Annotated in this window: 21 protein-coding genes and 6 pseudogenes; 17 read left to right on the top strand and 10 right to left on the bottom strand. The window is 73.1% G+C overall.

Going from position 1 to position 23427, the window contains the following annotated elements:
* From ssb to rplI, 3 genes and pseudogenes are all read left to right on the top strand, one after another.
* A pseudogene (gene ssb, locus ABD794_RS14005) lies at positions 1–440 on the top strand (single-stranded DNA-binding protein); the annotation flags it as partial.
* Between the two features lie 69 nt (positions 441–509).
* Positions 510–745 (top strand): annotated as a pseudogene (gene rpsR / locus ABD794_RS14000) (30S ribosomal protein S18).
* Positions 746–763: 18 nt separating this feature from the next.
* Positions 764–1210: a 50S ribosomal protein L9 gene (rplI, locus tag ABD794_RS13995; RefSeq protein WP_199890424.1), complete on the top strand. Its 447-nt coding sequence runs from the start codon at positions 764–766 to the stop codon at positions 1208–1210.
* Positions 1211–1287: 77 nt separating this feature from the next.
* Here rplI and ABD794_RS13990 read toward each other — a convergent pair.
* Positions 1288–2633: pseudogene (locus ABD794_RS13990) on the bottom strand (MATE family efflux transporter); the annotation flags it as partial.
* A 467-nt stretch (positions 2634–3100) separates the two neighbouring features.
* Between ABD794_RS13990 and dnaB the strand changes: the two are divergent.
* Positions 3101–4555 carry a replicative DNA helicase gene (gene dnaB, locus ABD794_RS13985; RefSeq protein ID WP_344963525.1) on the top strand — a complete coding sequence of 485 codons (1455 nt, stop codon included), beginning with the start codon at positions 3101–3103 and terminating at the stop codon, positions 4553–4555.
* A gap of 62 nt (positions 4556–4617) precedes the next feature.
* Here the strand turns inward: dnaB and ABD794_RS13980 are convergent, their stop codons facing one another.
* Positions 4618–5184, bottom strand: a complete 567-nt coding sequence (locus tag ABD794_RS13980; RefSeq protein WP_344963520.1) for a YceI family protein — start codon at positions 5182–5184, stop codon at positions 4618–4620.
* 102 nt (positions 5185–5286) lie between these two features.
* Here ABD794_RS13980 and ABD794_RS13975 point away from each other — a divergent pair, with 102 nt between their 5' ends.
* Complete coding sequence (locus tag ABD794_RS13975) at positions 5287–5787, top strand: MarR family winged helix-turn-helix transcriptional regulator (RefSeq protein WP_344963518.1); 501 nt, start codon at positions 5287–5289, stop codon at positions 5785–5787.
* A gap of 122 nt (positions 5788–5909) precedes the next feature.
* Positions 5910–6906 (top strand): annotated as a pseudogene (locus ABD794_RS13970) (GlxA family transcriptional regulator).
* Here the strand turns inward: ABD794_RS13970 and ABD794_RS13965 are convergent.
* Together ABD794_RS13965 and ABD794_RS13960 are read right to left on the bottom strand one after the other, a co-directional pair.
* On the bottom strand, positions 6890–7531 hold the full coding sequence (locus tag ABD794_RS13965; RefSeq protein ID WP_344963516.1) for an NAD(P)-dependent oxidoreductase: 642 nt from the start codon (positions 7529–7531) through the stop codon (positions 6890–6892). The pseudogene ABD794_RS13970 and the gene ABD794_RS13965 overlap by 17 nt on opposite strands.
* A gap of 29 nt (positions 7532–7560) precedes the next feature.
* On the bottom strand, positions 7561–8439 hold the full coding sequence (locus tag ABD794_RS13960) for an EamA family transporter (protein ID WP_344963514.1): 879 nt from the start codon (positions 8437–8439) through the stop codon (positions 7561–7563).
* A 75-nt stretch (positions 8440–8514) separates the two neighbouring features.
* Here ABD794_RS13960 and ABD794_RS13955 point away from each other — a divergent pair, with 75 nt between their 5' ends.
* Positions 8515–9015 (top strand): MarR family winged helix-turn-helix transcriptional regulator, encoded by a 501-nt coding sequence (locus ABD794_RS13955; RefSeq protein ID WP_344963512.1) that lies wholly within the window; start codon positions 8515–8517, stop codon positions 9013–9015.
* A gap of 41 nt (positions 9016–9056) precedes the next feature.
* Here ABD794_RS13955 and ABD794_RS13950 read toward each other — a convergent pair whose 3' ends face one another.
* Complete coding sequence (locus tag ABD794_RS13950; RefSeq protein ID WP_344963524.1) at positions 9057–9482, bottom strand: carboxymuconolactone decarboxylase family protein; 426 nt, start codon at positions 9480–9482, stop codon at positions 9057–9059.
* Between the two features lie 136 nt (positions 9483–9618).
* On the opposite strand from ABD794_RS13950, the gene pdxR reads away from it, so the two are divergent.
* The 4 genes from pdxR (at position 9619) to ABD794_RS13930 (ending at position 14743) form a co-directional block, all read left to right on the top strand.
* On the top strand, positions 9619–11043 hold the full coding sequence (gene pdxR, locus ABD794_RS13945; protein ID WP_344963510.1) for a MocR-like pyridoxine biosynthesis transcription factor PdxR: 1425 nt from the start codon (positions 9619–9621) through the stop codon (positions 11041–11043).
* Positions 11044–11089: 46 nt separating this feature from the next.
* On the top strand, positions 11090–12469 hold the full coding sequence (locus ABD794_RS13940) for a serine hydrolase domain-containing protein (protein ID WP_344963508.1): 1380 nt from the start codon (positions 11090–11092) through the stop codon (positions 12467–12469).
* A gap of 87 nt (positions 12470–12556) precedes the next feature.
* Positions 12557–13684 (top strand): pyridoxal-phosphate-dependent aminotransferase family protein, encoded by a 1128-nt coding sequence (locus ABD794_RS13935; protein ID WP_344963506.1) that lies wholly within the window; start codon positions 12557–12559, stop codon positions 13682–13684.
* A gap of 279 nt (positions 13685–13963) precedes the next feature.
* Entirely contained in the window at positions 13964–14743 is a 780-nt protein-coding gene (locus tag ABD794_RS13930) for a TetR/AcrR family transcriptional regulator (RefSeq protein ID WP_344963504.1), read from the top strand.
* Here the strand turns inward: ABD794_RS13930 and ABD794_RS13925 are convergent.
* Both ABD794_RS13925 and ABD794_RS13920 read right to left on the bottom strand, forming a co-directional pair.
* Positions 14714–15166 (bottom strand): GNAT family N-acetyltransferase, encoded by a 453-nt coding sequence (locus ABD794_RS13925; RefSeq protein WP_344963502.1) that lies wholly within the window; start codon positions 15164–15166, stop codon positions 14714–14716. The genes ABD794_RS13930 and ABD794_RS13925 overlap by 30 nt on opposite strands.
* 31 nt (positions 15167–15197) lie before the next feature.
* The gene (locus tag ABD794_RS13920; protein WP_344963500.1) at positions 15198–15659 is read right to left on the bottom strand and encodes a MarR family winged helix-turn-helix transcriptional regulator; all 462 of its coding nucleotides are present in this window, start codon (positions 15657–15659) and stop codon (positions 15198–15200) included.
* 160 nt (positions 15660–15819) lie between these two features.
* Here ABD794_RS13920 and ABD794_RS13915 point away from each other — a divergent pair, with 160 nt between their 5' ends.
* The 4 genes from ABD794_RS13915 (at position 15820) to ABD794_RS13900 (ending at position 20472) form a co-directional block, all read left to right on the top strand.
* On the top strand, positions 15820–17061 hold the full coding sequence (locus ABD794_RS13915) for an MFS transporter (RefSeq protein WP_344963498.1): 1242 nt from the start codon (positions 15820–15822) through the stop codon (positions 17059–17061).
* A gap of 77 nt (positions 17062–17138) precedes the next feature.
* On the top strand, positions 17139–17777 hold the full coding sequence (locus tag ABD794_RS13910; protein WP_344963496.1) for an HAD family hydrolase: 639 nt from the start codon (positions 17139–17141) through the stop codon (positions 17775–17777).
* Between the two features lie 896 nt (positions 17778–18673).
* Complete coding sequence (locus tag ABD794_RS13905) at positions 18674–19786, top strand: globin domain-containing protein (RefSeq protein WP_425586020.1); 1113 nt, start codon at positions 18674–18676, stop codon at positions 19784–19786.
* A 62-nt stretch (positions 19787–19848) separates the two neighbouring features.
* Positions 19849–20472, top strand: coding sequence for a pyridoxamine 5'-phosphate oxidase family protein (locus ABD794_RS13900; RefSeq protein WP_344963494.1), 624 nt, complete (start codon positions 19849–19851; stop codon positions 20470–20472).
* Positions 20473–20478: 6 nt separating this feature from the next.
* Here the strand turns inward: ABD794_RS13900 and ABD794_RS13895 are convergent, their stop codons facing one another.
* Positions 20479–20976 (bottom strand): NUDIX domain-containing protein, encoded by a 498-nt coding sequence (locus tag ABD794_RS13895; protein WP_344963492.1) that lies wholly within the window; start codon positions 20974–20976, stop codon positions 20479–20481.
* Positions 20977–21054: 78 nt separating this feature from the next.
* Positions 21055–21952 (bottom strand): annotated as a pseudogene (locus ABD794_RS13890) (LysR family transcriptional regulator).
* A 281-nt stretch (positions 21953–22233) separates the two neighbouring features.
* On the opposite strand from ABD794_RS13890, the gene ABD794_RS13885 reads away from it, so the two are divergent.
* Complete coding sequence (locus ABD794_RS13885; protein ID WP_344963490.1) at positions 22234–22509, top strand: hypothetical protein; 276 nt, start codon at positions 22234–22236, stop codon at positions 22507–22509.
* A gap of 39 nt (positions 22510–22548) precedes the next feature.
* Here the strand turns inward: ABD794_RS13885 and ABD794_RS13880 are convergent, their stop codons facing one another.
* Positions 22549–22929 (bottom strand): phage holin family protein, encoded by a 381-nt coding sequence (locus ABD794_RS13880; protein ID WP_344963488.1) that lies wholly within the window; start codon positions 22927–22929, stop codon positions 22549–22551.
* An 81-nt stretch (positions 22930–23010) separates the two neighbouring features.
* Here ABD794_RS13880 and ABD794_RS13875 point away from each other — a divergent pair.
* Positions 23011–23328, top strand: a pseudogene (locus tag ABD794_RS13875) (cupin domain-containing protein).
* The last annotated feature ends 99 nt before the right edge of the window (positions 23329–23427 follow it).

Raw genomic sequence — 23427 nt, 5'->3', positions numbered from 1 at the left:
GGACGGCGAAAGCCTCTTCCTCACGTGCTCGGTGTGGCGGCAGGCGGCGGAGAACGTCGCCGAGTCGCTTCAGCGGGGCATGCGCGTCATCGTGCAGGGCCGGCTGAAGCAGCGGTCCTACGAGGACCGCGAGGGCGTCAAGCGCACGGTCTACGAGCTCGACGTCGAAGAGGTCGGCGCCAGCCTGAAGAACGCCACGGCGAAGGTCACCAAGACCTCCGGTCGCGGTGGCCAGGGTGGCTACGGCGGTGGCGGCGGCGGTAACCAGGGCGGCGGCTGGGGCTCCGGCCCCGGCGGCCAGCAGCAGGGCGGCGGCGGTGCTCCCGCCGACGACCCCTGGGCGACCGGTGCTGCCGTCCGGCGGCCAGCAGGGCGGCGGAGGTGGCTGGGGCGGCGGCTCCGGCAACTCCGGCGGCTACTCGGACGAGCCGCCCTTCTAGGCCCGCGAGGGCCCGGGCCTCCGGCCCGAGGGCGACAGCAACTTCTTGAAGACATAGGGAGAAAAGACAATGGCGAAGCCCCCGCCGCGCAAGCCCAAGAAGAAGGTCTGCGCGTTCTGCAAGGACAAGACCGCTTACGTGGACTACAAGGACACGAACATGCTGCGGAAGTTCATTTCCGACCGCGGCAAGATCCGTGCCCGCCGCGTGACCGCAACTGCACCCAGCACCAGCGTGACGTCGCCACGGCCGTGAAGAACAGCCGTGAGATGGCGCTGCTGCCCTACACCTCGTCCGCGCGATAAGGGAAGGATGACCAACTGATGAAGATCATCCTCACCCACGAGGTCTCCGGCCTCGGCACCGCCGGTGACGTCGTCGACGTCAAGGACGGCTACGCCCGCAACTACCTGGTCCCGCGCGGTTTCGCGATCCGCTGGACCAAGGGTGGCGAGAAGGACGTGGCGCAGATCCGCCGCGGCCGCAAGCTGCGCGAGATCGCCACGATCGAGCAGGCCAACGAGGTCAAGGGTCAGCTGGAGGGCGTCAAGGTCCGCCTTGCCGTCCGTGCCGGCGAGGCCGGCCGCCTGTTCGGCTCGGTGACCCAGGCCGACGTCGCGTCCGCGATCAAGACCTCGGGTGGCCCCGAGGTCGACAAGCGTCGCGTCGAGCTCGGCTCGCCGATCAAGACCCTGGGCGCCCACGAGGTGTCCGTGCGTCTGCACGCCGACGTCGTCGCCAAGCTGGGCGTCGAGGTCATCGCCGCCTGAGCCTGCGCTCACCCGGCATGAGAAGGGCCGCACCCTCCGGGGTGCGGCCCTTTCTCCGTTCTCCGGCCCTCAGCCGCGCGCGCGGCCCCGGTGACGATCCAGCGGCCGGACCGGGCGCGCAGCCACAGGGTGGCCAGCCGGGCCGCCATCATCAGCGCCATCGCCCACCAGAGGGCCGTCAGCCCGCCGCCCAGGACCGGGACGAGCAGCGCCGCGGGGGGCGTAGACCGCGAGCACCGCCAGCATCGCCCAGGCCAGGTACGGCCCGTCGCCGGCGCCCATCAGCACACCGTCCAGCACGAAGACGACGCCCGCCACCGGTTGGCTGAGCGCGGCGACCAGCAGGGCCGGCAGCAACGCGTCCCGCACGGAGGCGTCGGACGTGAACAGCGGGACGAGCAACGGTCGCGAGACCACCACCAGCGCTCCCAGCGCCACGCCGGTGGCGACGCCCCACTGGACCATGCGTCGGCACGCCGCGCGGGCCCCGTCGGTGTCGTCCGCGCCCAGATAACGGCCGATGATCGACTGGCCGGCGATGGCGATCGCGTCCAGGGCGAAGGCCAGCAGGTTCCACAGGGCCAGCACCACCTGGTGCGCGGCCACCTCGCGGTCGCCCAGCCGGGCCGCGACCGCCGTCGCGATCATCAGCACGGCGCGCAGGGCGAGGGTGCGGACCAGCAGCGGCACCCCGGCGCGGGCGCAGGCCCGGATGCCGGCGGCGTCCGGCCGCAGCGAGGCGCCGTGCCGCCGGGCGCCGCGGACGACGACGGCGAGGTAGACGGCGGCCATGGCGCACTGGGCCGCGACGGTGCCCCAGGCGGAGCCGGCGATGCCCCCAGCCCGCGCCGTAGACGAAGGCGAGGTTGAGCACGCCGTTGGCGGCGAAGCCGCCGACGGCGACGTACAGCGGCGTGCGGGTGTTCTGCAGGCCGCGCAGTACGCCGGTGGCCGCGAGGACGGCGAGCATGGCCGGGATGCCGAGCGCGCTGATCCGCAGATAGGTGACGGCGTACGGGGCGGCGTCCGGCGAGGCGCCGAGGAGGTGGACGAGGCCGGGTGCGGTGGGCAGGGCGGCCAGCGCGAGGGCCGTGCCGAGCAGCAGGGCGAGCCAGATGCCGTCCATGCCCTGCCTGATGGCGGCCGGCAGGTCCCCGGCGCCGACGCGGCGCGAGACGGCCGCGGTGGTGGCGTAGGCGAGGAAGACGAAGACGCCGACGGCGGTGGTGAGCAGCGGGGCGGCCACGGCGAGACCGGCGAGCTGGCCGGTCCCGAGGTGGCCCACGATGGCGGTGTCGGCCAGCACGAAGAGGGGCTCGGCGACGAGTGCGCCGAAGGCGGGCACGGCGAGCGCGAGGATCTCGCGGTCGAGTCGGCGGCCGGCGCGTATTCGGCTCTCGAGGGCTTCGCTCACACGTTCCATTGAATCGTCCACAGGTAATGAGCGCAACTGCATATCAGCGCTTACTGTCAGTGGCTGGGTGTGATCTTCTCTGCGCCGTTTGTCGTGATCTCGGGCCGAGCGGAAATTTTTTTCTCCTCAACAGCCGGTGGACGGCAAAGGCCCAGGTCAGAGGCGGTTGCTGGGCGGCCCCACGGGTTTGTCCACAGCGGTTTCCCCCGGCTCGTGCACAGGATCCGGGGGGTTCTCCACAGGATGGGGCCCGTCGTCCACACCTCCTGTGGATAACCAGATTGGCTGACGGTGCCCGCGGGCCTACCGTGGACCGGCGCCCGCCGTCCGTTTTTGCCTCGCCACTCAGTACCCCCCAGGCGTCATCACAAGCGGAGTCGGGCGTCTTGTTTGTCGGTGCCGTGCTCTAAGAAGGAGAGCACGGCGAGGTCCGCGGCGCGGACGGGGAGGAGGCGGCGGTGAGCGTCCACGAGCCCATGGACGAGCCCTGGGGCGACGGCCCGGGCGACCGCCTGCCGTTCCCCCGGCGCCGGGGCGAGGGCGGCAAGGGCCGCGAGCAGCGGGACGGCGAGGACGGCGGTTCCTGGCAGGGCGCCCAGGGCGGGGGCTTCGAGCGCGTCCCGCCGCAGGACCTGGACGCGGAGCAGTCGGTGCTGGGCGGCATGCTGCTCTCCAAGGACGCCATCGCCGACGTCGTCGAGATCCTCAAGGGCAACGACTTCTACCGGCCCGCCCACGAGACCGTCTACCAGGCGATCCTCGACCTCTACGCCAAGGGCGAGCCGGCCGACCCGATCACGGTGGCGGCCGAGCTCACCAAGCGCGGCGAGATCTCCCGCGTCGGCGGCGCGGCGTATCTGCACACCCTGGTCCAGACCGTCCCCACCGCCGCCAACGCCGAGTACTACGCCGAGATCGTCCACGAGCGCGCCGTCCTGCGCCGCCTGGTCGAGGCGGGCACGCGGATCACGCAGATGGGATACGCGGCCGACGGCGACGTCGACGACATCGTCAACAACGCCCAGGCCGAGATCTACGCGGTCACCGAGCAGCGGACCACCGAGGACTACCTCCCGCTCGGCGACATCATGGAGGGCGCGCTCGACGAGATCGAGGCGATCGGTTCGCGCAGCGGCCAGATGTCCGGCGTCCCGACGGGCTTCACCGACCTCGACGCCCTGACCAATGGCCTCCACCCGGGTCAGATGATCGTCATCGCCGCCCGTCCCGCGATGGGCAAGTCGACGCTCGCGCTGGACTTCGCCCGGGCCTGCTCGATCAAGAGCAACCTGCCGAGCGTGATCTTCTCCCTCGAAATGGGCCGCAACGAGATCGCGATGCGCCTGCTCTCCGCCGAGGCCCGCGTCGCCCTGCACCACATGCGCTCCGGCTCCATGACGGACGAGGACTGGACGCGCCTGGCCCGCCGCATGCCCGACGTCTCCGCCGCGCCGCTCTACATCGACGACTCGCCGAACCTGTCGATGATGGAGATCCGGGCCAAGTGCCGCCGGCTGAAGCAGCGCAACGACCTCAAGCTCGTCGTCATCGACTACCTCCAGCTGATGCAGTCGGGCGGCGCCCGCCGTCCCGAGAGCCGTCAGCAGGAGGTCTCGGACATGTCGCGAAACCTCAAGCTCCTCGCCAAGGAGCTGGAGGTCCCGGTCATCGCCCTGTCCCAGCTGAACCGAGGCCCGGAGCAGCGTACGGACAAGAAGCCGATGGTCTCCGACCTCCGTGAGTCGGGTTCGATCGAGCAGGACGCCGACATGGTCATCCTGCTGCACCGCGAGGACGCCTACGAGAAGGAGTCCCCGCGCGCGGGCGAGGCCGACCTGATCGTCGCCAAGCACCGTAACGGTCCGACGGCCACGATCACCGTGGCCTTCCAGGGCCACTACTCGCGCTTCGTGGACATGGCGCAGACGTAGCGGCCCGGTGCCGGTGCGCGGCCCTCCCCGGAGACCCCCGTCCTCCGGGGAGGGGCCCGCGGTCACTGCCGGTTGGCCTCGACCTCCAGCGAGATCGTGATCTTCTCGCCCACGACCCCGCCCGCCGGGCCGGCCGTGACGCCGAAGTCGGAGCGGTTGATCTCGGCGGTGGCGGAGAAGCCGGCGGCGGGCCTGCCGTCGAAGCCGGTGCCGAATCCGTTCACCTCAAGGGCGAGGGTGACGGGCCGGGTGACGCCGCGCAGGGTGAGGTTCCCGTCGACGAGGAAGCCGTCGTCCGTGGCGCGCACGCCGGTGGAGGCGAAGGTCATCTCCGGGAAGGCCCGGGTGTCGAGGAAGTCCGCGCCGTGGACGTGCTCGTCGCGCTGGGCGTTGCCGGTGGAGACGGAGCCGGTCCGGACGGTCGCGGTGACCGAGGACTCCAGCGGGTTCCCGGCCAGGACGATCTGTCCCTCGAACGAGTCGAAGCGCCCGCGGACCTTGGCGATGCCCAAGTGCCGCACGGAGAAGGCCACTTCCGAGTGGACCGGGTCGATGGTCCAGGTCCCGGTGGTGTAGCCCGGGACGTCGGTGAGCGGGGTGGGGACGGAAGAAGCGGATGAAGTGGACATCAAGAGCCCCCTGGAGGCTGGTGATTGAAAGGTCATCTGCTGAGCTCTCAAGCAACATAGCGCTTCGGTATTGAGAGCTCAACTACTTGTTAAGCTGAGGTCATGACCGATCACTCCGGGACCCGCTGGCTCGACGACCGTGAACAGCGGATCTGGCGCACCTTCATGTCGGCGAGCATCGAGCTCCAGGCCCACCTCGACCGGCAGTTGCGGGTGGACGCCGGGATGCCCGTCGCGTACTACGAGATCCTGGTCATGCTCTCCGAGACCCCCGGCCGGTCCCTGCGGATGAGTCGGCTGGCCGAGCTCTGCAACTCCTCGCGCAGCCGCCTCTCCCACGCCGTCGCCGCCATGGAGAAGTCCGGCTGGGTGAGCCGCTGCGCCATCGAGGGCGACCGGCGCGGGGCGGTGGCCAAGCTCACCGACGCCGGGTACGAGGCGCTGCGGCAGGCGGCTCCCGGTCATGTCACCGAGGTCCGCGAGACGCTGTTCGAGGCGCTGACCGAGGAGCAGGTCCAGGTGCTGGGGGAGATCGGAGCGGCGCTCAAGTCCCGGCTGAAGGAACGGGGTTGTTCGCGGTACGGCCGCGGCGAGAACTGTTGACCGGGCCTCGGCTCGAGCACGCTTCGCCCTCTGGCTTCCGCGTGGTTTCACGTGAAACCACGCGCTCCTGCGCGGGTCCCCGTCCCACCCGGTGACCGGTCCCGCTCTGCGACCATGGAGCCATGCACCGCGTCGGAGTCCTCGCCCTCGACGGCGTCATCCCCTTCGAGCTCGGGATTCCCTCTCGCATCTTCGGTGCCGCGCGGGATTCCTCCGGCCGTCCGCTCTACTCCGTGGCGACGTGCAGCCTGGACGGGCAACCCGTGCGTGCGGACGCCGACTTCGAGCTCGCCGTCGGTCATGACGCCTCGCTGCTGGCCGGGGTGGACACGGTGGTGATACCGCCCTCGCACGCGCTCGGGCCGGTCAGGGAGGACGGTGTGCTGCCGGAGGCGCTGGGCCGGGCGCTGGCGGGGGTGCGGCCGGGGACGCGGATGGTGGCCATCTGTACCGGGACGTTCGTCCTGGCCGCGGCGGGGCTGCTGGACCGGCGGCCGGCGACCACGCACTGGCGGGAGACCGAGCGGCTGCGGCGGCTGTTCACGACGGTGCGGGTGGACCCGGACGTCCTGTTCGTGGACGACGGGGACGTCCTGACCTCGGCCGGTGCCGCGGCGGGGGTGGACCTGTGCCTGCACATCGTGCGCCGCGACCACGGCAGCGCCGTGGCCGACCGGGTGGCCCGTGCCTGCGTGGTGCCGCCCTGGCGGGACGGCGGTCAGGCGCAGTTCGTCCGCCGTCCGGTGCCGGACCCCGCCACCGGCGGTACGGCCGCCACCCGCGCCTGGGCGCTGGAGCGGCTCGGCGAGCCCCTCACCCTGGTCGCGCTCGCCGCGCACGCGGGGATGAGCGTACGGACCCTCACCCGGAGGCTCCGGGACGAGGTGGGGACGAGCCCGGGGCAGTGGCTGGCGCGGCAGCGCGTGGACCGGGCCCGGCACCTGCTGGAGACCACCGACTGGCCGGTGGACCTCGTCGCCGGGCGGGCCGGCTTCGGCACGGGGGGCGTCGCTGCGCGGGCACTTCCACGGGGCGGTCGGCGTCTCGCCGCAGACGTACCGGAGGACGTTCCGCCAGGAGCCCGGGCTCCTCGACGGCCGGCTCAGTAGCCGACGGTGAACCGCGTTCCCCGGTGCCGGGGCCGCTCGGCCTCGTCCACCAGGGCGATCGCGAAGTCCTCCATGGAGACGGCGGAGACGCCGCTGTCGTCGACGAGCAGTTCGTCGCCGCCCACCCGGTAGGAGCCGGTCCGTACGCCCGGTTCGAGGAGCGCGGGCGGGCTCACGTACGTCCAGTCCACCGCGTCGCCGACGCGGCGGCAGACCGCCAGCTGGTCGGTGCACGCCTGGGCTATGGGCCGCCAGGCGACGGGCACCCAGGCCGGGTCGTCGAGCACCGGACCGCCGCCGCCCGGCACGGTGAGGCTGCCGGCGCCGCCGACGAGCAGCAGGCGCGCACCGGTACCGGCCAGACCGGCGAGCAGACCCTCGGTGGCGGTGACGAGAAGGTGTTCGCTGCCGGGAGCGGGCCGGGTCGCGCCGATCACGAGGTCCTGGCCGGCGGCCGACCGGGCCACGTCGGCGGGGACGGTCGCGTCGCCGGTGAGGACGCGGACCGCGGGGTCGAACGCCCCGGCACGGGCCGGGTCGCGGACGACGGCGGTGACCTCGTGGCCGCGGGAGAGGGCCTCGGCGATGACGCGGCGGCCGACGTTCCCGGCGGCTCCGAAGACGGTGATGCGCATCTTTCCTCCAGAAAACAGGTGGTGAGAAGTCAGTTGTTCAGGGCCAACGAGGCACGGCGCGGGCGTATTTGGGCGCTGATCAGGGCGCCCAGGACGATCAGGCCGCCCAGGAGCTGGAGCCCGGTGAGCGTCTGGCCGAGGGCGAGCCAGCCGAGCACGGTGGCGACGAGCGGGCTCAGCAGACCGAGGAAGGAGACATCGGTCGGGGGCAGTGCGCGGATCCCCCGGAACCAGAGCGCGTAGGCGAACGCGGTCCCGATGGCGGCGAGGTAGCCGTAACCGGCCAGGTTGGCGGTGGTCAGGTGGGCCGGCGGCGGGCCCTCGACCCACAGCGCGACGGGGACGAGCAGCACCCCGCCCGCGACGAACTGCCAGCCGGTGGTGGCGAGCAGCGGCGCGGGCGACGCCCAGCGCTTGCTGAGGACGACGCCGGTTGCCATGACCACCGCGCTGCCCAGTGCGGCGGCGACGCCCAGGGTGTCGAGCCGCGCCCCGGACCGGAGGACGAGCAGGCTGACGCCGGTGACCCCCACGGCCCCGGCGGCCACCGTGCGGAGGGACAGCTTCTGCCCGAGCAGCCCGGAGGAGAGCAGCGCCGCCAGGAGCGGCTGGACGGCGCCGATGGTGGCCGCGACCCCGCCCGGCAGGCGGTAGGCGGCGACGAACAGCAGCGCGAAGAACGCCCCGATGTTGAGGGTGCCGAGCACCGCCGACCGCCACCACCAACTGCCGCTCGGCAGGCGGCGGGTGACGGCGACGAGCACGAGGCCGGCGGGCAGCGCCCGCAGCACGGCGGCCAGCAGCGGGCGGCCCGGGGGCAGCCACTGCGTGGTGACGAGGTAGGTGGTGCCCCAGAGGGCGGGAGCGACGGCGGTGATCAGCAGGGTTGCGAGGCGTTTGCTTAGCACTAAGCCAATGTACCTCACCGCTAAGGTATCTCTCCGTGAGGTACCTCACTGCTAAGGCATTGGTAGCCTGGACATATGGCAGATCACGTCGATTTCGTACTGGAGCAGTGGGCCGCCCGGCTTCCCGACTTGGACGTCTCCCCGATGGGGGTCATCGGCCGGCTGTCGCGGCTGCACCGGCTCGTCGAGGCCGAACTGGCCCGTACGTTTAAGGCGCACGGGCTCGACGCCGGTTCGTTCAACATTCTGGCCACCCTGCTCCGCAGCGCGCCGCCGCACCGGCTCGCGCCCACGGAGCTGATGAGGGCCGGCATGGTGACCTCGGGCGCCGTCACCCAGCGCCTCGACCGGCTGGAGGCGCGTGGGCTGGTGACCCGCACGCCCGACGAGACCGACGGGCGCGGGGTGCGCGTCGGTCTCACGGACGAGGGCCTGGCGCTGGTCGAGAAGGCGCTCCCGGACCACCTGGCCACGGAGCAGCGGCTGCTGGACGTGCTGGGGCGGGAGCGGCAGGACGAACTCGCCGGGATGTTGCGGGAGTTGCTGGAGTCGCTGGGAGATCGCAGAGAGGGCTGAGGGGCGGATGGCTGAGGGGTGGGGCCCGAAGGCCCCACGGCTCAGGGTGTCCCCGGGGTCTTCCGGGTGGTGACGTTCATCCGGTTCCACACGTTCGCCGTGCAGATCACCGCGATGAGCTGGGCCAGCTGCTCCTCGCCGAAGTGGTGCGCGGCGGCCTCGTACACGTCGTCCGGGACGCCGCCGGGCAGCAGGGTGACGGCCTCGGTCAGGGCGAGGGCCGCGCGCTCGGCGGCGGTGTAGAGGAGCGCGTCCTGCCAGGCGGTCAGCTGGTGCAGGCGCTCCTCGGTCTCGCCCGCCGCGCGGGCGTCACGCGTGTGGTAATCGATGCAGTAGGCACAGCGGTTGAGCTGTGAGGTCCGGATCTGGACCAGTTCGAGGACGACCGGGTCGAGGCCCGCGCGGGCGGCGCCGTCGAGGGCCAGGACGGCCTTGAAGACCTTGGGGGCGGTGGCCCGGAAGTCCATGCGCTGGGCGGTGAGGCCGTCCTTGGTGCCGATCCCTGTGCCGAGCCGCGTGCCGCTCTCCGTGCCGACCTTTGTGTTGATCTTCGTCATGGGTCCACCGTAGGAGCGCCGAAGACCCTGGATAGGGTGCATTTCCATGGCAGAAATCCGGGTCAATTCCCTGTCGGTCGCAGGCGCCGACCTGCATCTCGAGCTCTCCGGCGGGGGCAGCCGGCGGGCCCGGCTGACCCGTGCCCTGCGCGAGGCGGTCCGCGAGGGCAGGCTCGCGCCCGGCACCCGGCTGCCGCCCTACCGCTCCCTGGCGACCGACCTCGGCCTCGCCCGCAACACCGTGGCCGAGGCGTACGCCGAACTCGTCGCCGAGGGCTGGCTGGTGGCCCGGCAGGGGTCGGGGACGAGCGTCGCGCCGCGGGCCGCGGCCCGGGTGCCCCGGCCCCGCCCGGCCCGTTCCGTGCCCGCGCCGCGGCCGGCCCTCAGCCTGGTGCAGGGGCAGCCGGACGCCGGGTCGTTCCCGCGCGCCGCCTGGGCCGCGGCGGCCCGGCGGGCGCTGAACGCCGCCCCCAACGAGGCGTTCGGCCCGGGCGATCCGCGCGGCCGCGTCGAGCTGCGGCGGGCGCTCGCCGACTACCTGGGACGGGCCCGCGGGGTGCGCACGGATCCCGAACGCATCGTCGTCTGCGCGGGGTTCGCCCATGCGCTGCGGCTCTTGTCCGGCGGCAACGGGCCGCTGCGCGGCACGCTCGCGGTCGAGGCGTACGGCCTGCCGTTCCACCGGGGCATCCTGGCGGGCGCCGGGCTGCGCACGCTGCCGCTGCCGGTGGACGAACATGGGGCCCGCACCGACCTGTTGGCCGGTGCCAAGGACGTTCGGGCGGCCCTGCTGACGCCGGCGCACCAGTTCCCCACCGGCGGACCGCTGGACCCGCGCCGCCGGGCCGCGGCCGTCGACTGGGCGCGGGCGGGCAGCGGGCGGATCCTGCTGGAGGACGACTACGACGGGGAGTTCCGCTACGACCGGCAGCCCGTCGGCGCGGTCCAGGGCCTCGACCCGGAGCGGGTGGTCTACCTCGGATCGGTCAGCAAGAGCCTCTCGCCCGCGGTGCGGGTGGGCTGGATGGTGCTCCCGGGGCACATGGTGGACGACGTCCTCGCGCTCAAGGGCGAGCGGGAGGCATGGACCGGGGTCACGGACCAGCTGGCGCTCGCGGACTTCCTCGGCTCCGGGGCGTACGACCGCCATGTGCGCCGGATGCGCCAGCACTACCGCGACCGGCGGGACCGGCTCGTCGCCCTGCTCGCCGAACGCGCCCCGCACCTCGGGGTATCGGGGATCGCGGCCGGGCTGCACGCCGTCCTGCGGCTGCCGCACGGCACCGAGGAGTCCGTCGTCCGGGCGGCGGCGCGGCGCGGGCTGTCCCTGGAGGGGCTGGCGCCGTACCGCCACCCGGAGAGCACCGGCGAGGCGTACGACGGCCTGGTCATCGGCTACGCGACGCCGCCCGACCACGCCTTCGCGAGCGCGCTGGACACGCTGTGCAGGACGCTGCCCGCCCTGCCGTAGCGGTATCGGCGGGCGAACGGGCGATCGGTTGATCTACCGTGCCCGGATGGACAGCGCACACGAGGACTTCGGCCTGTTGCCCGCGACCCGCCGGGCCCTGCTGCACCGCGTCGCCACCGTCCAGGCCGAGGGACGGGCGCCCTCCCTGGTGGCGGCCGTGGTGCGGGAGGGACGCACGGTGTGGTCCGTCGGACGGGGAGAGGTGGCCGGCGCCGTGCCGGACCCCGCAGCCACGCGGTACCGCATCGGCTCGCTCACCAAGTCCCTGGTGGCCGTGGCCGTTCTGCGGCTGCGCGACGAGGGCCTGCTCGACCTGGGCGACGCCGTCGGCCGGTACGTGGACACCGAAGAAGGCGCGGACGCGACGGTCGCCCAGCTCCTCTCGCACAGCGCCGGGCTGGCCGCCGAGGCGCGCGGCCCCTGGTGGGAGCGCACGGACGGGGCCCTGCGCCCCGAACCGGCCGACCTCTTCGGCGACCGCCCGCGGCCGCATCCGGCGGGCCGGACGTACCACTACTCCAACCCCGGCTACGCGCTGCTCGGCGCGCTCGTCGAACGGCTGCGGGGCGAGCCCTGGTACGAGGTGCTGCGCCGGGAGATACTGCTGCCGCTCGGCATGGAGCGCACGACGTACGGCCCCGAGGCGCCGCACGCGGACGGGTGGGCCGTGCATCCGTGGGCGGACGCGCTGCTGCCCGAACCGGCCGTGGACACCGGCCTGATGGCGCCCGCCGGGCAGCTGTGGTCGACGGCCGCGGACCTCTCCCGCTTCGCGGCGTTCCTGCTGGACGGCGACGAGCGGGTGCTCTCCGCCGGGACGCTGGCCGAGATGCGCCGGCCGGCGGCGGAGCCGCAGGGTCCCGACTGGTCCCTCTCCTACGGCCTCGGCCTCCAGCAACTCCGCCGCGACGGACGGGTCCTGGTCGGGCACACCGGCTCGATGCCCGGCTTCGTCGCCGCGATCTGGGCGAGCCCGGACGACGGGGTCGCCGCCGTCGGCCTCGCCAACCGGACGTCCATGGGGCCGCTGGTGCCGCTCACCGCCGATCTGGTCGGCGTCGTCGCGGAGTCGGAGCCCCGCATTCCGGAGACGTGGCGGCCGGCCGGCGACCTCGCGCCGGAACTGCTGGAGATCGCCGGGCCCTGGTACTGGGGCGCCCTGCCGTTCGCGCTGCGGATCCACGCCGGCCGGACCCTCGACCTGACGCCGCTGGGCGACGGCGGCCGCGCCGCGCGCTTCGCGCCCGGGCCGGACGGCACGTGGACCGGGCTCGACGGCTACTACGCGGGCGAGCCGCTCACCGTCGTCCGGCGCGCGGACGGCGGCGTGAGCCACCTGGACATCGGCACCTTCGTCCTGACCCGCGAGCCCTACGAGCCCGGCGGCGCGGTGCCCGGCGGGGTGGACGAGGGCGGCTGGCGCTGACGGGGCGCGGCGTCCGGGCGGGCGCGTAGGGTCGGGGCAGAGACTGGCGGCGCCGGCACGCGGCGCGACACCACCTGGGAAGGCATCGTGACTGCGAACACCGCACCGGCCCTGCTCGACCTCGCGCCGCTGGGCGCCGAGCACTTCGCCCGCATCGAGGACAAGATCGCCGCGCTGATGCGCACCCGCGAGACGGTCGTCACGATGCAGGGCGAGGCGCTGCTGCCGCTGGAGGCGTGCATCCGCTCGGCCGTGCGCCCCGGCAGCACCGCGCTCAACGTGGTCACCGGGCCGTACGGCGAGACGTTCGGCGGCTGGCTGCGGTCCTGCGGGGCGGAGGTCGTCACCGTGACGGCGCCCTTCAGCGGGGCGGTGAGCCCGGACGAGATCGCCGCTGCGCTGCGGGACCGTCCGGAGATCGACTTCGTCAGCCTCGTCCACGCGGAGGCGGCGACCGGCAACACCAATCCCGTCGCCGGGATCGGGCGGGTCGTGCGGGAGCACGGTGCCCTGCTGATGCTGGACGCGGTCGCCTCCGTCGCGGCCGAGCCGCTGCTCACGGACGAGTGGGGCGTGGACCTCTGCGTCATCGGCGGGCAGAAGGCGATGGCCGGTCCCGCGGGGGTCTCCGCGGTGTCCGTCAGCGCCCGCGCCTGGGAGCGGATCGCCGCCAACGAGGCGGCGCCGCGCCGCTCCTATCTGTCCCTGCTGGACTGGAAGGAGCGCTGGCTCGACGGCGGGCGCGCGGTGCTGCCGCACGCGCCCGCGCAGTTGGAGATGCTCGCCCTCGAGCAGGCCGCCGACCGCATCGCGGCGGTCGGCCTGGACGCGGTGATCGCCCGGCACCGGGCCGCGCGGGGCGCCACGCGGGCGGGCATCCGGGCGCTGGGCGGTCTCACCCCGTACGTCGTGCGGCGCGAGCACGCCGCTCCGGCCGCGACGACGCTGCGGGCGCCGGACGGGGTCGACGCCCGCGAGATCGTCGCCGCCGCGCTGACGGCCGACCCGGCCGTCCCGCTCCAGGCGGCGGGCGGCTCCCTGGCGACGGAGATGATCCGCGTCAACCACTACGGGACGGCGGCGGACCGGGGGGTCGTGCTGGCGTCGGTGGCGGCGCTGGGGGCGGGGCTGCGGGCGTTGGGAGTGGCCGGTGTGGAGGGTGACGGGGCGGTCGAGGCGGCGGGGGCCGAGTGGGATGCGGTGATGTGCGGCTGAGGGCCGCCGACTGCCGCCCGGGTTGATCGGGGGCGCGGGGGCGCGAGCTGTGAGGGCCGCGGTCGGGGTGCTGTGCGTGTGCGCGGCGCCTTGGCCGCGGCCTTTTTTGTGCCCCGGTCCCGCCCTTTCTCCGTTTCCCCGGGGCAAGCCCCGGAAGAAACGGAGAAAACGGAGAAAGGGCGGGACCGGGGCAAATCGCCTCCCCGCCCCCGCCCCCACCCGCCCCCTAGAATCGGAACAACCACCCCGCTTGACTCCACCCCGCCCGGAGCCCGCCCCATGCCGCCGACCACCCCTCGCCCCGACCAGCGCACCCCCCTCCGCGCCGACGCCCGGCGCAACCGTCAGCTCGTTCTCCAGGCGGCCCGATCCGCCTTCGCGGAAGTGGGGTTGGGGGTCACGCTGGGGGAGATCGCCCGGCGGGCCGGTGTCGGTGCGGGGACCGTCTACCGGCATTTCCCTTCCAAGGAAGCCCTGTTCAGGGCGACGGTCGTGGACAGGATCCGGCTCTTCACCGACACGGCAAGGGAGTTGGCGGACGCCGAGGAGTCCGGAAACGTCTTCTTCCGCTACCTCGCCTCCGTCGTCCGGCTCTCCGCCCGGAACAAGGGCCTGTGCGACGCCCTGGAGGCCAGTGCGGAGGGCCGGTTCACCCCTTCACCGACGGTCGAGCGCGACTTCAGGGAGGCGCTGGGCGTCCTGCTGGCCAGGGCCCAACAGGCGGGCGCCGTACGGAAGGAGGTGTCGATCGACGACGTGATGGTCCTGCTCATCGGCTGTCTCGCCATGGAGCAGCGCGGGAGCGCGCCCGGCCGGCCGACCGCTCTCGTGTGCGACGGCCTCCGCCCGGGCCGCAACGTGACGAAACTTCCCCCGCGGGTCCGGGAAACGCGTGACGAAACGCGCTGCGCCGTCTGCGGCGGCCCGCTGCCGCCCGCCCGCACCGGCCGCCCGGCCCGATACTGCGGGGCGGCCTGCCGCCAGAAGGCCTACCGGGCGCGGGCGCGCCACGCGCGGGGAACGTCGGAGTCAGAAGTGGTACTTGAACCCGAGGTGTGACGCCTCGAACCCCAGCCGCTCGTAGAACCGGTGCGCATCCAGCCGCGTCGCGTCCGAGGTGAGCTGGAGCAGCACGCAGTCCAGGCGCCGGGCCTCCTCCAGGGCCCACTCCATCAGCCGGCTGCCCAGCCCCCGGCCGCGCTCGTCCGCGTGCACGCGCACGGCCTCGACGAGGGCCCGCCGGGCGCCGCGCCGCGAGAGGCCGGGGATGACAGTGAGCTGGAGGGTTCCTATGGGGCGGCCGTCGCGGACGGCGACGATCAGCTGCTGATGGGGGTCGGCGTCGATCGCCGTGAAGGCCTCGCGGTAGGGCGCCAGGTCCCCGGGCGTCTCGCGCCGCGCCCCGAGCGGGTCGTCGGCCAGCATGGCCACGATGGCGGAAAGGTCGTCGGCGGTCGCGCGCCGGATCTCGATGTCGCTCATGATCGGGACCCTATGCGCGCGACCCCGTCGTTCACGAGGTCGGAACGAGGGATTCCACCGCGGCGACGAGCGGGGCCAACTCCGGCCGCGCGGACGCCTCCTTGAGCGCCTCGTACAGCGCCGCGTCGTTCGTCGGACGCGCCTCGGCGAGCAGCGCGAGGCCGGCCTCGGTGACATCGGTGTAGATGCCGCGCCGGTCGGTGTCGCAGAGGTAGCGGGTCAGCAGGCCGCGGTCCTCCAGCCGGTTGACCAGGCGGGTCGTAGCGCTCTGGCTGAGGACGACCGCGTCGGCCACCTCGTTCATCCGCAGGTGGCCGCCCTCGCCGCCGTGCTGGCGGCTGAGCACGTCCAGAACGGAGAACTCGCGCACGCTCAGGCCGTGCCCCGACTGGAGCGCCCGCTCGATGTGCGACTCGATGCGGCCGTGCAGCGCGGAGAGCGCGCACCAGCCCTGGGCCAGACCGGCCAGCGCGGGATCAAGGGTGCGGGACATGGGGCCCTCCTTCGTGACGTCCGCCGCCCTCAGGATAGCTCCCTGGTGCAATAGCCCGCGCTTGCAAGTAAGCGGCGTCTGCAATTATTGTGTACGCCGGTAAGGCTCGCATGCACAGACGTGGGCCGCGCCGGACACCCCCGACCCAAGGACCCTGACCATGCCCCTCGCCCTGCTGGCGCTCGCCATCGGCGCCTTCGGTATCGGCACCACCGAATTCGTCACCTCGGGCCTGCTCCCGGAGGTGGCGGAGGAGTTCGGTGTCTCCGTCCCCACCGCCGGCTACCTGACCACCGGATACGCGCTCGGCGTCGTCGTCGGAGCCCCGATCCTGGCGATCGTCGGGAGCCGGGTCTCCCGCAAGAAGATGCTGATCTCCCTGATGGGCCTGTTCACGGCCGGCAACGCGCTCTCGGCCGTGGCGCCCGTCTTCGGCGTGATGCTCGCCGGGCGGATCGTCGCCTCCCTCGCGCACGGCGCGTTCTTCGGCATCGGCGCGATCGTCGCCGCGGGGCTCGTCGCCCCGCAGAAGAAGGCGGCCGCCATCTCGATGATGTTCACCGGGCTGACGGTGTCCAACATCGTCGGCGTGCCCTTCGGCACGATGCTCGGCCAGAGCGCGGGCTGGCGCGTCACCTTCGGCGTCATCGCCGGTCTGGGGCTGGTCGCGATGCTGGGCATAGCGACCCTCGTCCCGCGGCTGCCGATGCCCGAACGCACCCGTGTCAGCGGGGAGATGGCCGCCTTCCGCAACCCGCAGGTGCTGCTCGCGATGGCCATGACCGTCCTCGGCTTCGGCGGCGTCTTCACCTTGAGCACCTATATGGCCCCGATCCTCACCGACGTCGTCGGCTACGCGCCGTCCTCCGTGACCTGGCTGCTCGTGCTGTTCGGCGTCGGGATGTTCGCCGGCAACCTCGTCGGCGGCCGGCTCGCCGACCGGGCGCTGATGCCGCTGCTCTTCACGGGGCTCACCGGGCTCACCGTGACCCTCGCCCTGATGCCGCTCGCCACGCACAGCAAGGTCGCCACGGCCGTCGCCATCCCGCTGATCGGCGCTTTCGGCTTCGCCACGGTTCCGCCGCTGCAGAAGCGGGTGCTCGACCAGACGGCCGACGCCCCCACCCTCGCCTCGGCGGTCAACATCGGCGCCTTCAACCTGGGCAACGCCATTGCCGCCTGGCTCGGGGGCCTGGTCATCTCGGCCGGGTTCGGCTACCGGGTGCCCAACCTGGTCGGCGCGGGCATGGCGGCCGGCGCCCTCGTCCTCGCCGTGGTCTCCGCCGGCCTGGAACGGCGCACCGGCGGGTCCTCGCGCGGCGGGCGCGTCGCGGCCCGCGCCACGGTCCCGGCCGGTTCCCCGGCCCCGGCAGGACAGGACGCGGTGGTCGCCGGCCGGTGACGGGTTACCGGAGCGACGGATGAGGCGGTGGGGCACGCACCGGGAGCGTGTGTGCCCCACCGCCTACGCTCGTTGCCATGAGCAGACTGCACTTGTTCGACCTGGACGGCACCCTGATCCACGGCTCCGCGGCGGCGGTCGAGATATCCCGGCAGCTCGGGGTGGAGCGCGAGATCGACCGCCTGGAACAGGACTTCGCGGCCGGCCGGCTCACCCCCGTCGGCTTCGCGACGGCCGCCTGCGAACTGTGGGGCGAGACCCTGACGGACGCGATCGTGACGGCGGCCTTCGACGGAGCCCCCTGGCTGGACGGCATCCGGGACGTCTGGGCGGACATCGCGGCACGCGGCGAACGGTGCGCGGTGATCTCGCTCTCCCCGCACTTCTTCGTGGAACGCCTGCTCGCCTGGGGCGCCGACGCGGCGCACGGCTCGCGCTGGCCGGACGTCCCGCTGCGGGACCGGGTGAACCCGGCGGGCATCCTCGACGCCGGCGCCAAGGTCCGTATCGCGGACGAACTCTGCGCCGCGTACGGGCTGGAGCGCGCGGACTGCGTGGCCTACGGGGACTCGATGTCCGACGCCCTCCTCTTCGCCGCCGTGCCCGTGTCGGTCGCGGTCAACGCCGACCACCATGTGCGGGACGTCGCCTCCCACTCCTACACCGGCCGTGACCTCAGGGAGGCGTATGGGCTGGTGGGCGCCCGCGTTCGCTGATCGTCGCCGCGCACCTGTCGTACGTCGCCACGTTCGAGTCGGTCACCCTAGCCGCAAGTCACCGCCCCGTGGGCGGAGTTCGGTGAATATGCCGGACGCGCCGGGCGGGGTGGAATGCTACGCGCACCGGAACGCGGACGCTCCCCGGATCCGCCGGAGAGCGCGGGCCCACGAGGACCGACGAGAGACGTTCGAGGCGAGTGACGATGGACGGCGGCACCCACGGCAGGGGAGGCGAATGGGGCTGGTTCACCCCGTTCGACGGACCTCCGGAGCGAACCCCTCCGGGTCCGGGGCCAGCCCCAGGGCCCGGGAAGCCCCCGGAGCGCGACGCGCCCTCCGGGCAGGGTGCGGGCGCCGGCCCGCGCCCCCGGGGTCCCCGGCCGGGCGGGGACCCCGAGCGGCCGGGGACGGGTCCTGCTCCCATGGCGCAACAGGCGCCTCCCGCCGGTCCGTTCCGCCGGAGCCCCTGGCCGGAGGGCGTGGGCACGGGACCGGGAGGCTGGGTCTCCCTGTCGTTGCCGAAGCCCATGAAGCCGCCGGCCGGGCACGGTGCCCTCGAAGGGCCGCTGCCGGTCGGTTCCCAGCAAAGTCCCCAGCCGGGTCACCGGCCAAGTGCCCCACCCGGCAAGGGAACCGGCCGCTCCGGGTCCGGTGCTCAGGGCGACCCGGGGACGTCCACCGGAGACACCGCCCCCGGCGGCAGCCCGGCTCCCCGGAGCCCACGGCCGGGCACGGACGCCTCCTCCCCGCCGAGACCTTCCCCACCGAGACCCTCTCCTCCGTCGGCCGGCTCCTCGCCCGGCCGGCCGGACAGCGGCGCCCCGTCAACTCCCCATCCCCCCAGGGGAACCACCCCCTCCCGCGACACCGCGGACACCCCGTCCCCCGACACCGTGCTCATCCGCCGCACCATGGCCGAGCTGGAGCCCGTCGCCGACAAGGCCGTCTCCCACTTCTACGCGCTGCTCTTCCTCCACCACCCCGATCTGCGGCCGCTGTTCCCCCCGGCCATGGACGTCCAGCGCGACCGGCTGTTCAGGGCGCTGCTGACCGCCGCCCGGCACGCCGACGACACCGAGACCCTCACCGCGTACCTCTCCGCGCTGGGGCGCGGGCACCGCAAGTACGGCACGCGGGCCGAGCACTACCCGGCCGTGGGCGAGGCCCTCATCGGGGCTCTCACCCAGTACGCGCCCCTGACCTGGGGCGACGCGACGGAGGCCGCCTGGGTGCGCGTCTACACCGTGATCTCCCAGATCATGATCGACGCGGCGGCCGACGACGGACTGACCTCCCCTCCCTGGTGGCAGGCCGAGATCGTCGGCCACGAACTGTGCGGCCCCGACGCCGCCGTGGTCACCGTGCGCCCCGACCAGCCGTACCCCTTCCTCGCCGGCCAGTACGCCAGCGTCGAAACCCCCTGGTGGCCGCGCATATGGCGGCACTACTCCTTCTCCTCCGCCCCCCGCCCGGACGGTCTGCTGTCCTTCCACGTCAAGGCCGTGCCCGCCGGCTGGGTGTCCGGCGCCCTGGTCCACCGCGCATGCCCCGGCGCCGTCCTCCGGCTCGGTCCTCCCGCCGGTTCCATGATTGTGGACCACAGCACTGACAACGGCCTGTTGTGCCTGGGCGGCGGGACGGGCATCGCCCCGATCAAGGCGCTGGTGGAGGACGTGGCCGCGCACGGTGTCGCGCGCCCGGTCGAGGTGTTCTACGGGGCCCGGCGCGACGGCGAGTTCCATGTGATGGACGCCCTGCGGGAGTTGGAGCAGGGGCACTCCTGGCTGTCGGTCCGTCCGGTCGTCTCCGAAGGGCCGCCCCGGGCACTCAGTGGCCAACTGGCCAACGTAGTACGGGAGTACGGCCCGTGGAAGGACTGCGACGCCTATCTGTCCGGACCGCCGGAAATGATCCGCAGCGGTGTGGACACCCTGGTCGGCGTCGGCATACCGTCCCACCGCATACGCCACGACTCGATCCATGAACTCCTGGCGGCGACAGGGTGACGGCGATATCGGCGACGACGGCGATACGGCGATGACGGCGGGAACCACGGAGCGGTGGTGCGATGGCGGCGAACCGGAACGGACTGCCCGGCAGCGACGGGGAGCACGCGCTGCAGCGCCGCCACGGCACCGCCGAGCGCGCCGCCCGGTTCTACGACGAGCAGGTGCTGTCCCATGTCAACGCCAGGATGCGGGAGTTCGTGGAGCGACAGGAGATGTTCTTCCTGGCGACCGCCGACCGGCACGGCGCGTGCGACAACAGCTTCCGGGCCGGGCCGCCCGGCTTCCTGCGCGTGCTGGACGAGCGCACGCTCGCCTACCCCGAGTACCGGGGCAACGGCGTCCTCGCCAGCCTGGGCAACATCGAGGAGAACCCGCACGTCGGCATCCTGCTGATCGACTTCCTGCGGGACGGGGTCGGACTCCACGTCAACGGGAGGGCCCGGGTGGTGGAGGATGCGGCGATGCGAACGGCCCATCCGGAGCTTCCGGTTGACGCCATACCCGGGCGCCGCCCCACTCTCTGGGTGGAGGTGGCCGTCGAGGAGGCGTACATCCACTGCGCCAAGCACATCCCGCACCTGCGCAGGGCGTCGGACGAGGGGCCCGACGGGCGGGCGTGGGGCACGGACGACGCCCGCCGCAAGGGCGGCGACCACTTCGGGGTACGGGCCGGCCGCCGCTGAGGGGGCTCAGCCCAGGTCGTCCGCCAGCAGCGCCCGGACGCCCTCGATGTTCTGCGTGAGGTAGGAGCGCAGCGAGGGCGGTACGACCTCCACCGAGGCGATCCCCTCGCGGGTGAAGGGGACGCGGACCACGTCGTAGGTGCCCAGCGGTTCGTCCACTTCCGGTCCGTGGCGCCGGGAGAGGTCCATGGCGGCCAGCCGGCAGACGAAGAAGTGCTGGACCTTCACTCCGTGCGCGGCATGGTGCAGGGAGTGCGAGACGGTGTCGACGAAGGCGGGGACGACGTCGACGACCTTGCCGCCGAGCTCCTCGTCCACCTCACGGTGGAGCGCGGCGACCACGGTCTCGTCCTCGGGTTCCACCCCGCCGCCGGGCGTGATCCAGTAGGGCGCCTGGCCGGGCTTGGTGCGTTTGATCAGGATCATTTCGAGCTCGTCGGAGCCGGGTTCGGCGGCGAGCAGGATGGCGCGGGCCGTGCGTTTGACCACGGGTCGTACGGTCATAAGCGACATCTGCCGCGTGCGGGGCGCGACGAAACCCCTTTCCCGGCAGAACCCCGGCCCACCGGCCGAACCCCGGGTTCACCAGGAAACGGCGGCGCGCAGGAGCCACTCGTGTGCCCGGGCGAGGTGCGGGTGGGCGAGCGTCCCGGCGCGGACGACGAGGAAGTAGGTGCGCAGCGGGGGGACCGGCGGGTTGAGGAGGGCGACGACCTCGCCGGTGTCCAGGGCCTCGTCGCACAGGTAGCGGGGCAGTACCCCGATGCCCGCCCCGGCGGCCACGCAGGAGAGCACGGCCCGCAGGTCGGGGGCGATGACCGCGCCGGTGGCCACGGGTTTGCTGTCGAAGACGGCGGCCCAGTAGCGGGTGACGAACGGCAGGCTCTCGTCGACCTCCACCACGGGCAGGTGTTCCAGGACGCCGACGCCCTTGTCGCGGACGACGGCCGCGCCGCCGAGCCGGGCGGCCCACCGCGGGGCGCCGACCAGGACGTGTTCCTCGTCGCAGAGCGGGGTGGCGGTGAGCAGGCGGCCGCGCGGGCGCGTGGTGGTGACGGCCAGCTCGTGGTGGCCGGCGGCCAGGCCCTCGAAGAGGTCCTCGGACATGCCGTGGGCGGCGCGCACGGCGAGCCCCTGGGTGATCAGCGGGCTGAGCGCGGGCAGGACGCGCAGCGCGGTGAACTCCGGTGGCCCCGCGAGGTGCAGGGTGCGGTGCGGCCACTGTTCGTCGAGTCCGGACTCGGTGATCTCCAGCAGCGCGTCGACGTGCGGGGCGATGCGGTGGGCGAGTTCGTCGCCCGTGGTGGTGGGGGGTGACGCCGCGGGCCCGGCGGAGGAAGAGGGGGCGGCCGAGCTGCCGTTCCAGGGTGCGTATCTGGCCGGTCACCGCGGGCTGGGAGAGGCCGAGGAGGGCGGCGGCGCGGGTGAAGGAACCCGCCCGGTGGACCGTGACGAACGTGCGCAAGAGGGTCAGATCCATGCCGTCTCCCCGGCTCGTCCGCCACCGACCGTAGAGGAACTATAAATAAGTCGATAGGGCTGTGTCGTCAGGGTGATTGGACTCTGACGCAGAGTCAACTAGCCTTGGTCGCACGGTTCTTCCTTCGCGCGGGACCGTGGCGGCTCAAGCCATGAGGGGGGAGGCTTGAGCCGTCCTCGCGTTGTCCGCCGCCTGTCCGCCCGTCCGACCACTGCCTGCCCGTCCGCTTGTTCACCGCCGCAATGTGTCGGCCGTCAGCGGTCCGTGGCAGTCTGGGACGCATGGAAGAACGCTCCGGAAGCGGGCCCGCCGGGCCCGTCGGCCCCCCGCCTCGACGGCGGCCGCCGGTCCTGCCGGGTGAACCGCCGTACTACACCACGGACACGTGTGCCGGCTGCGGGGCCATCGTGCACGGCATCCACGGCCGCTGGACGTGTGCGGCCTGCGGGACGTGCAGCCCGTACCAGGAGCCGCCGGAGGGCTGGGCCTCGGAGATCACTCCGGAGGAGCTCGCCACCAACACGGTCGGGTACGACGCCCCGCCGGACGCCCGGTAGGCCCTGCCCGCCCTCGCTTCCCCCCGGCCAGCGCCGCGGTCAGTCCTTGTCGTCGGGCAGGATCATGTGCATCGCCCAGGCGACGATCGAGATGATCACTCCGCCCACCAGCGCCGAGCCGAAGCCCGCCACGTGGAAGGCGAGGTCCAGCCGGTCCGCCAGCCAGCTGGTCAGCAGCAGCATCAACGCGTTGATCACCAGCGTGATCAGGCCCAGCGTCAGGATGAAGAGCGGGAACGACAGCAGCTTGACGACCGGCTTGACCAGAAAGTTGACCAGGCCGAAGACGAGCGCCACCCCGAGCAGCGTGAGCGCCTTCGCGGCGGTCGTCTCGCCGCGCAGGGTGATGCCCTTGAGCAGCCAGATCGCCGCTGCCAGGGCCGCCGCGTTGGCGATCGTCTTGACTACGAAATTCTTCATACGTGAGATCGTGGCAGACGGGACCGACAGGTGGGATCGGCGTCCGGCGGCACGGCCGGCGCCCGGAGGAGGAGACGGCGGATGAAGGCGTTCCGGCTGGACGAGCTGGAGGCGGAGCGGGCCGCGAACGAGGGGGCGTACCTCCAGTTCCTGCGGGAGCGGAACATGTCCGCCGGGCTCTACGCGCTGGACGCGGGGGACCAGGATCCGCAGGGCCCGCACGCGCAGGACGAGATCTACTTCGTGGTGAGCGGCCGGGCGGCGATCACGGTCGGGGACGAGACGACGGAGGTCGGGCGCGGCAGCGTGGGTCTACGTCCCGGCGAACACGGTCCACCGGTTCCACCACATCAGCGAGGATCTCCGGTTCTGGTGGTCTTCTCTCCGCCCGAGAGCTGAGGGTCGGCCCCGGCTTCCCGTAGGGGGAGGTTCAGGGGCGTACGGGGGCTGTGGGGCCCCCGCCGGCACCCCGGTCCGCCCTAGCATCGAAGCATGCCC

Source organism: Streptomyces thioluteus, from assembly GCF_039535865.1.
This window is presented reverse-complemented; position numbering and strand designations above follow the sequence as displayed.

Bases quoted from the DNA above. Each gene is read 5' to 3' on its own strand.
- ABD794_RS13885 (WP_344963490.1), top strand. From the start codon at position 22,234: ATGGAAGAACGCTCCGGAAGCGGGCCCGCCGGGCCCGTCGGCCCCCCG.
- ABD794_RS13955 (WP_344963512.1), top strand. From the start codon at position 8,515: ATGGCAGATCACGTCGATTTCGTACTGGAGCAGTGGGCCGCCCGGCTT.
- ABD794_RS13910 (WP_344963496.1), top strand. From the start codon at position 17,139: ATGAGCAGACTGCACTTGTTCGACCTGGACGGCACCCTGATCCACGGC.
- ABD794_RS13925 (WP_344963502.1), bottom strand. From the start codon at position 15,166: ATGAGCGACATCGAGATCCGGCGCGCGACCGCCGACGACCTTTCCGCC.
- ABD794_RS13900 (WP_344963494.1), top strand. From the start codon at position 19,849: ATGGCGGCGAACCGGAACGGACTGCCCGGCAGCGACGGGGAGCACGCG.
- rplI (WP_199890424.1), top strand. From the start codon at position 764: ATGAAGATCATCCTCACCCACGAGGTCTCCGGCCTCGGCACCGCCGGT.
- ABD794_RS13915 (WP_344963498.1), top strand. From the start codon at position 15,820: ATGCCCCTCGCCCTGCTGGCGCTCGCCATCGGCGCCTTCGGTATCGGC.
- ABD794_RS13920 (WP_344963500.1), bottom strand. From the start codon at position 15,659: ATGTCCCGCACCCTTGATCCCGCGCTGGCCGGTCTGGCCCAGGGCTGG.
- ABD794_RS13880 (WP_344963488.1), bottom strand. From the start codon at position 22,929: ATGAAGAATTTCGTAGTCAAGACGATCGCCAACGCGGCGGCCCTGGCA.
- ABD794_RS13965 (WP_344963516.1), bottom strand. From the start codon at position 7,531: ATGCGCATCACCGTCTTCGGAGCCGCCGGGAACGTCGGCCGCCGCGTC.
- ABD794_RS13940 (WP_344963508.1), top strand. From the start codon at position 11,090: ATGGACAGCGCACACGAGGACTTCGGCCTGTTGCCCGCGACCCGCCGG.
- ABD794_RS13950 (WP_344963524.1), bottom strand. From the start codon at position 9,482: ATGGACTTCCGGGCCACCGCCCCCAAGGTCTTCAAGGCCGTCCTGGCC.
- ABD794_RS13930 (WP_344963504.1), top strand. From the start codon at position 13,964: ATGCCGCCGACCACCCCTCGCCCCGACCAGCGCACCCCCCTCCGCGCC.
- pdxR (WP_344963510.1), top strand. From the start codon at position 9,619: ATGGCAGAAATCCGGGTCAATTCCCTGTCGGTCGCAGGCGCCGACCTG.
- ABD794_RS13895 (WP_344963492.1), bottom strand. From the start codon at position 20,976: ATGACCGTACGACCCGTGGTCAAACGCACGGCCCGCGCCATCCTGCTC.
- dnaB (WP_344963525.1), top strand. From the start codon at position 3,101: ATGGACGAGCCCTGGGGCGACGGCCCGGGCGACCGCCTGCCGTTCCCC.
- ABD794_RS13980 (WP_344963520.1), bottom strand. From the start codon at position 5,184: ATGTCCACTTCATCCGCTTCTTCCGTCCCCACCCCGCTCACCGACGTC.
- ABD794_RS13975 (WP_344963518.1), top strand. From the start codon at position 5,287: ATGACCGATCACTCCGGGACCCGCTGGCTCGACGACCGTGAACAGCGG.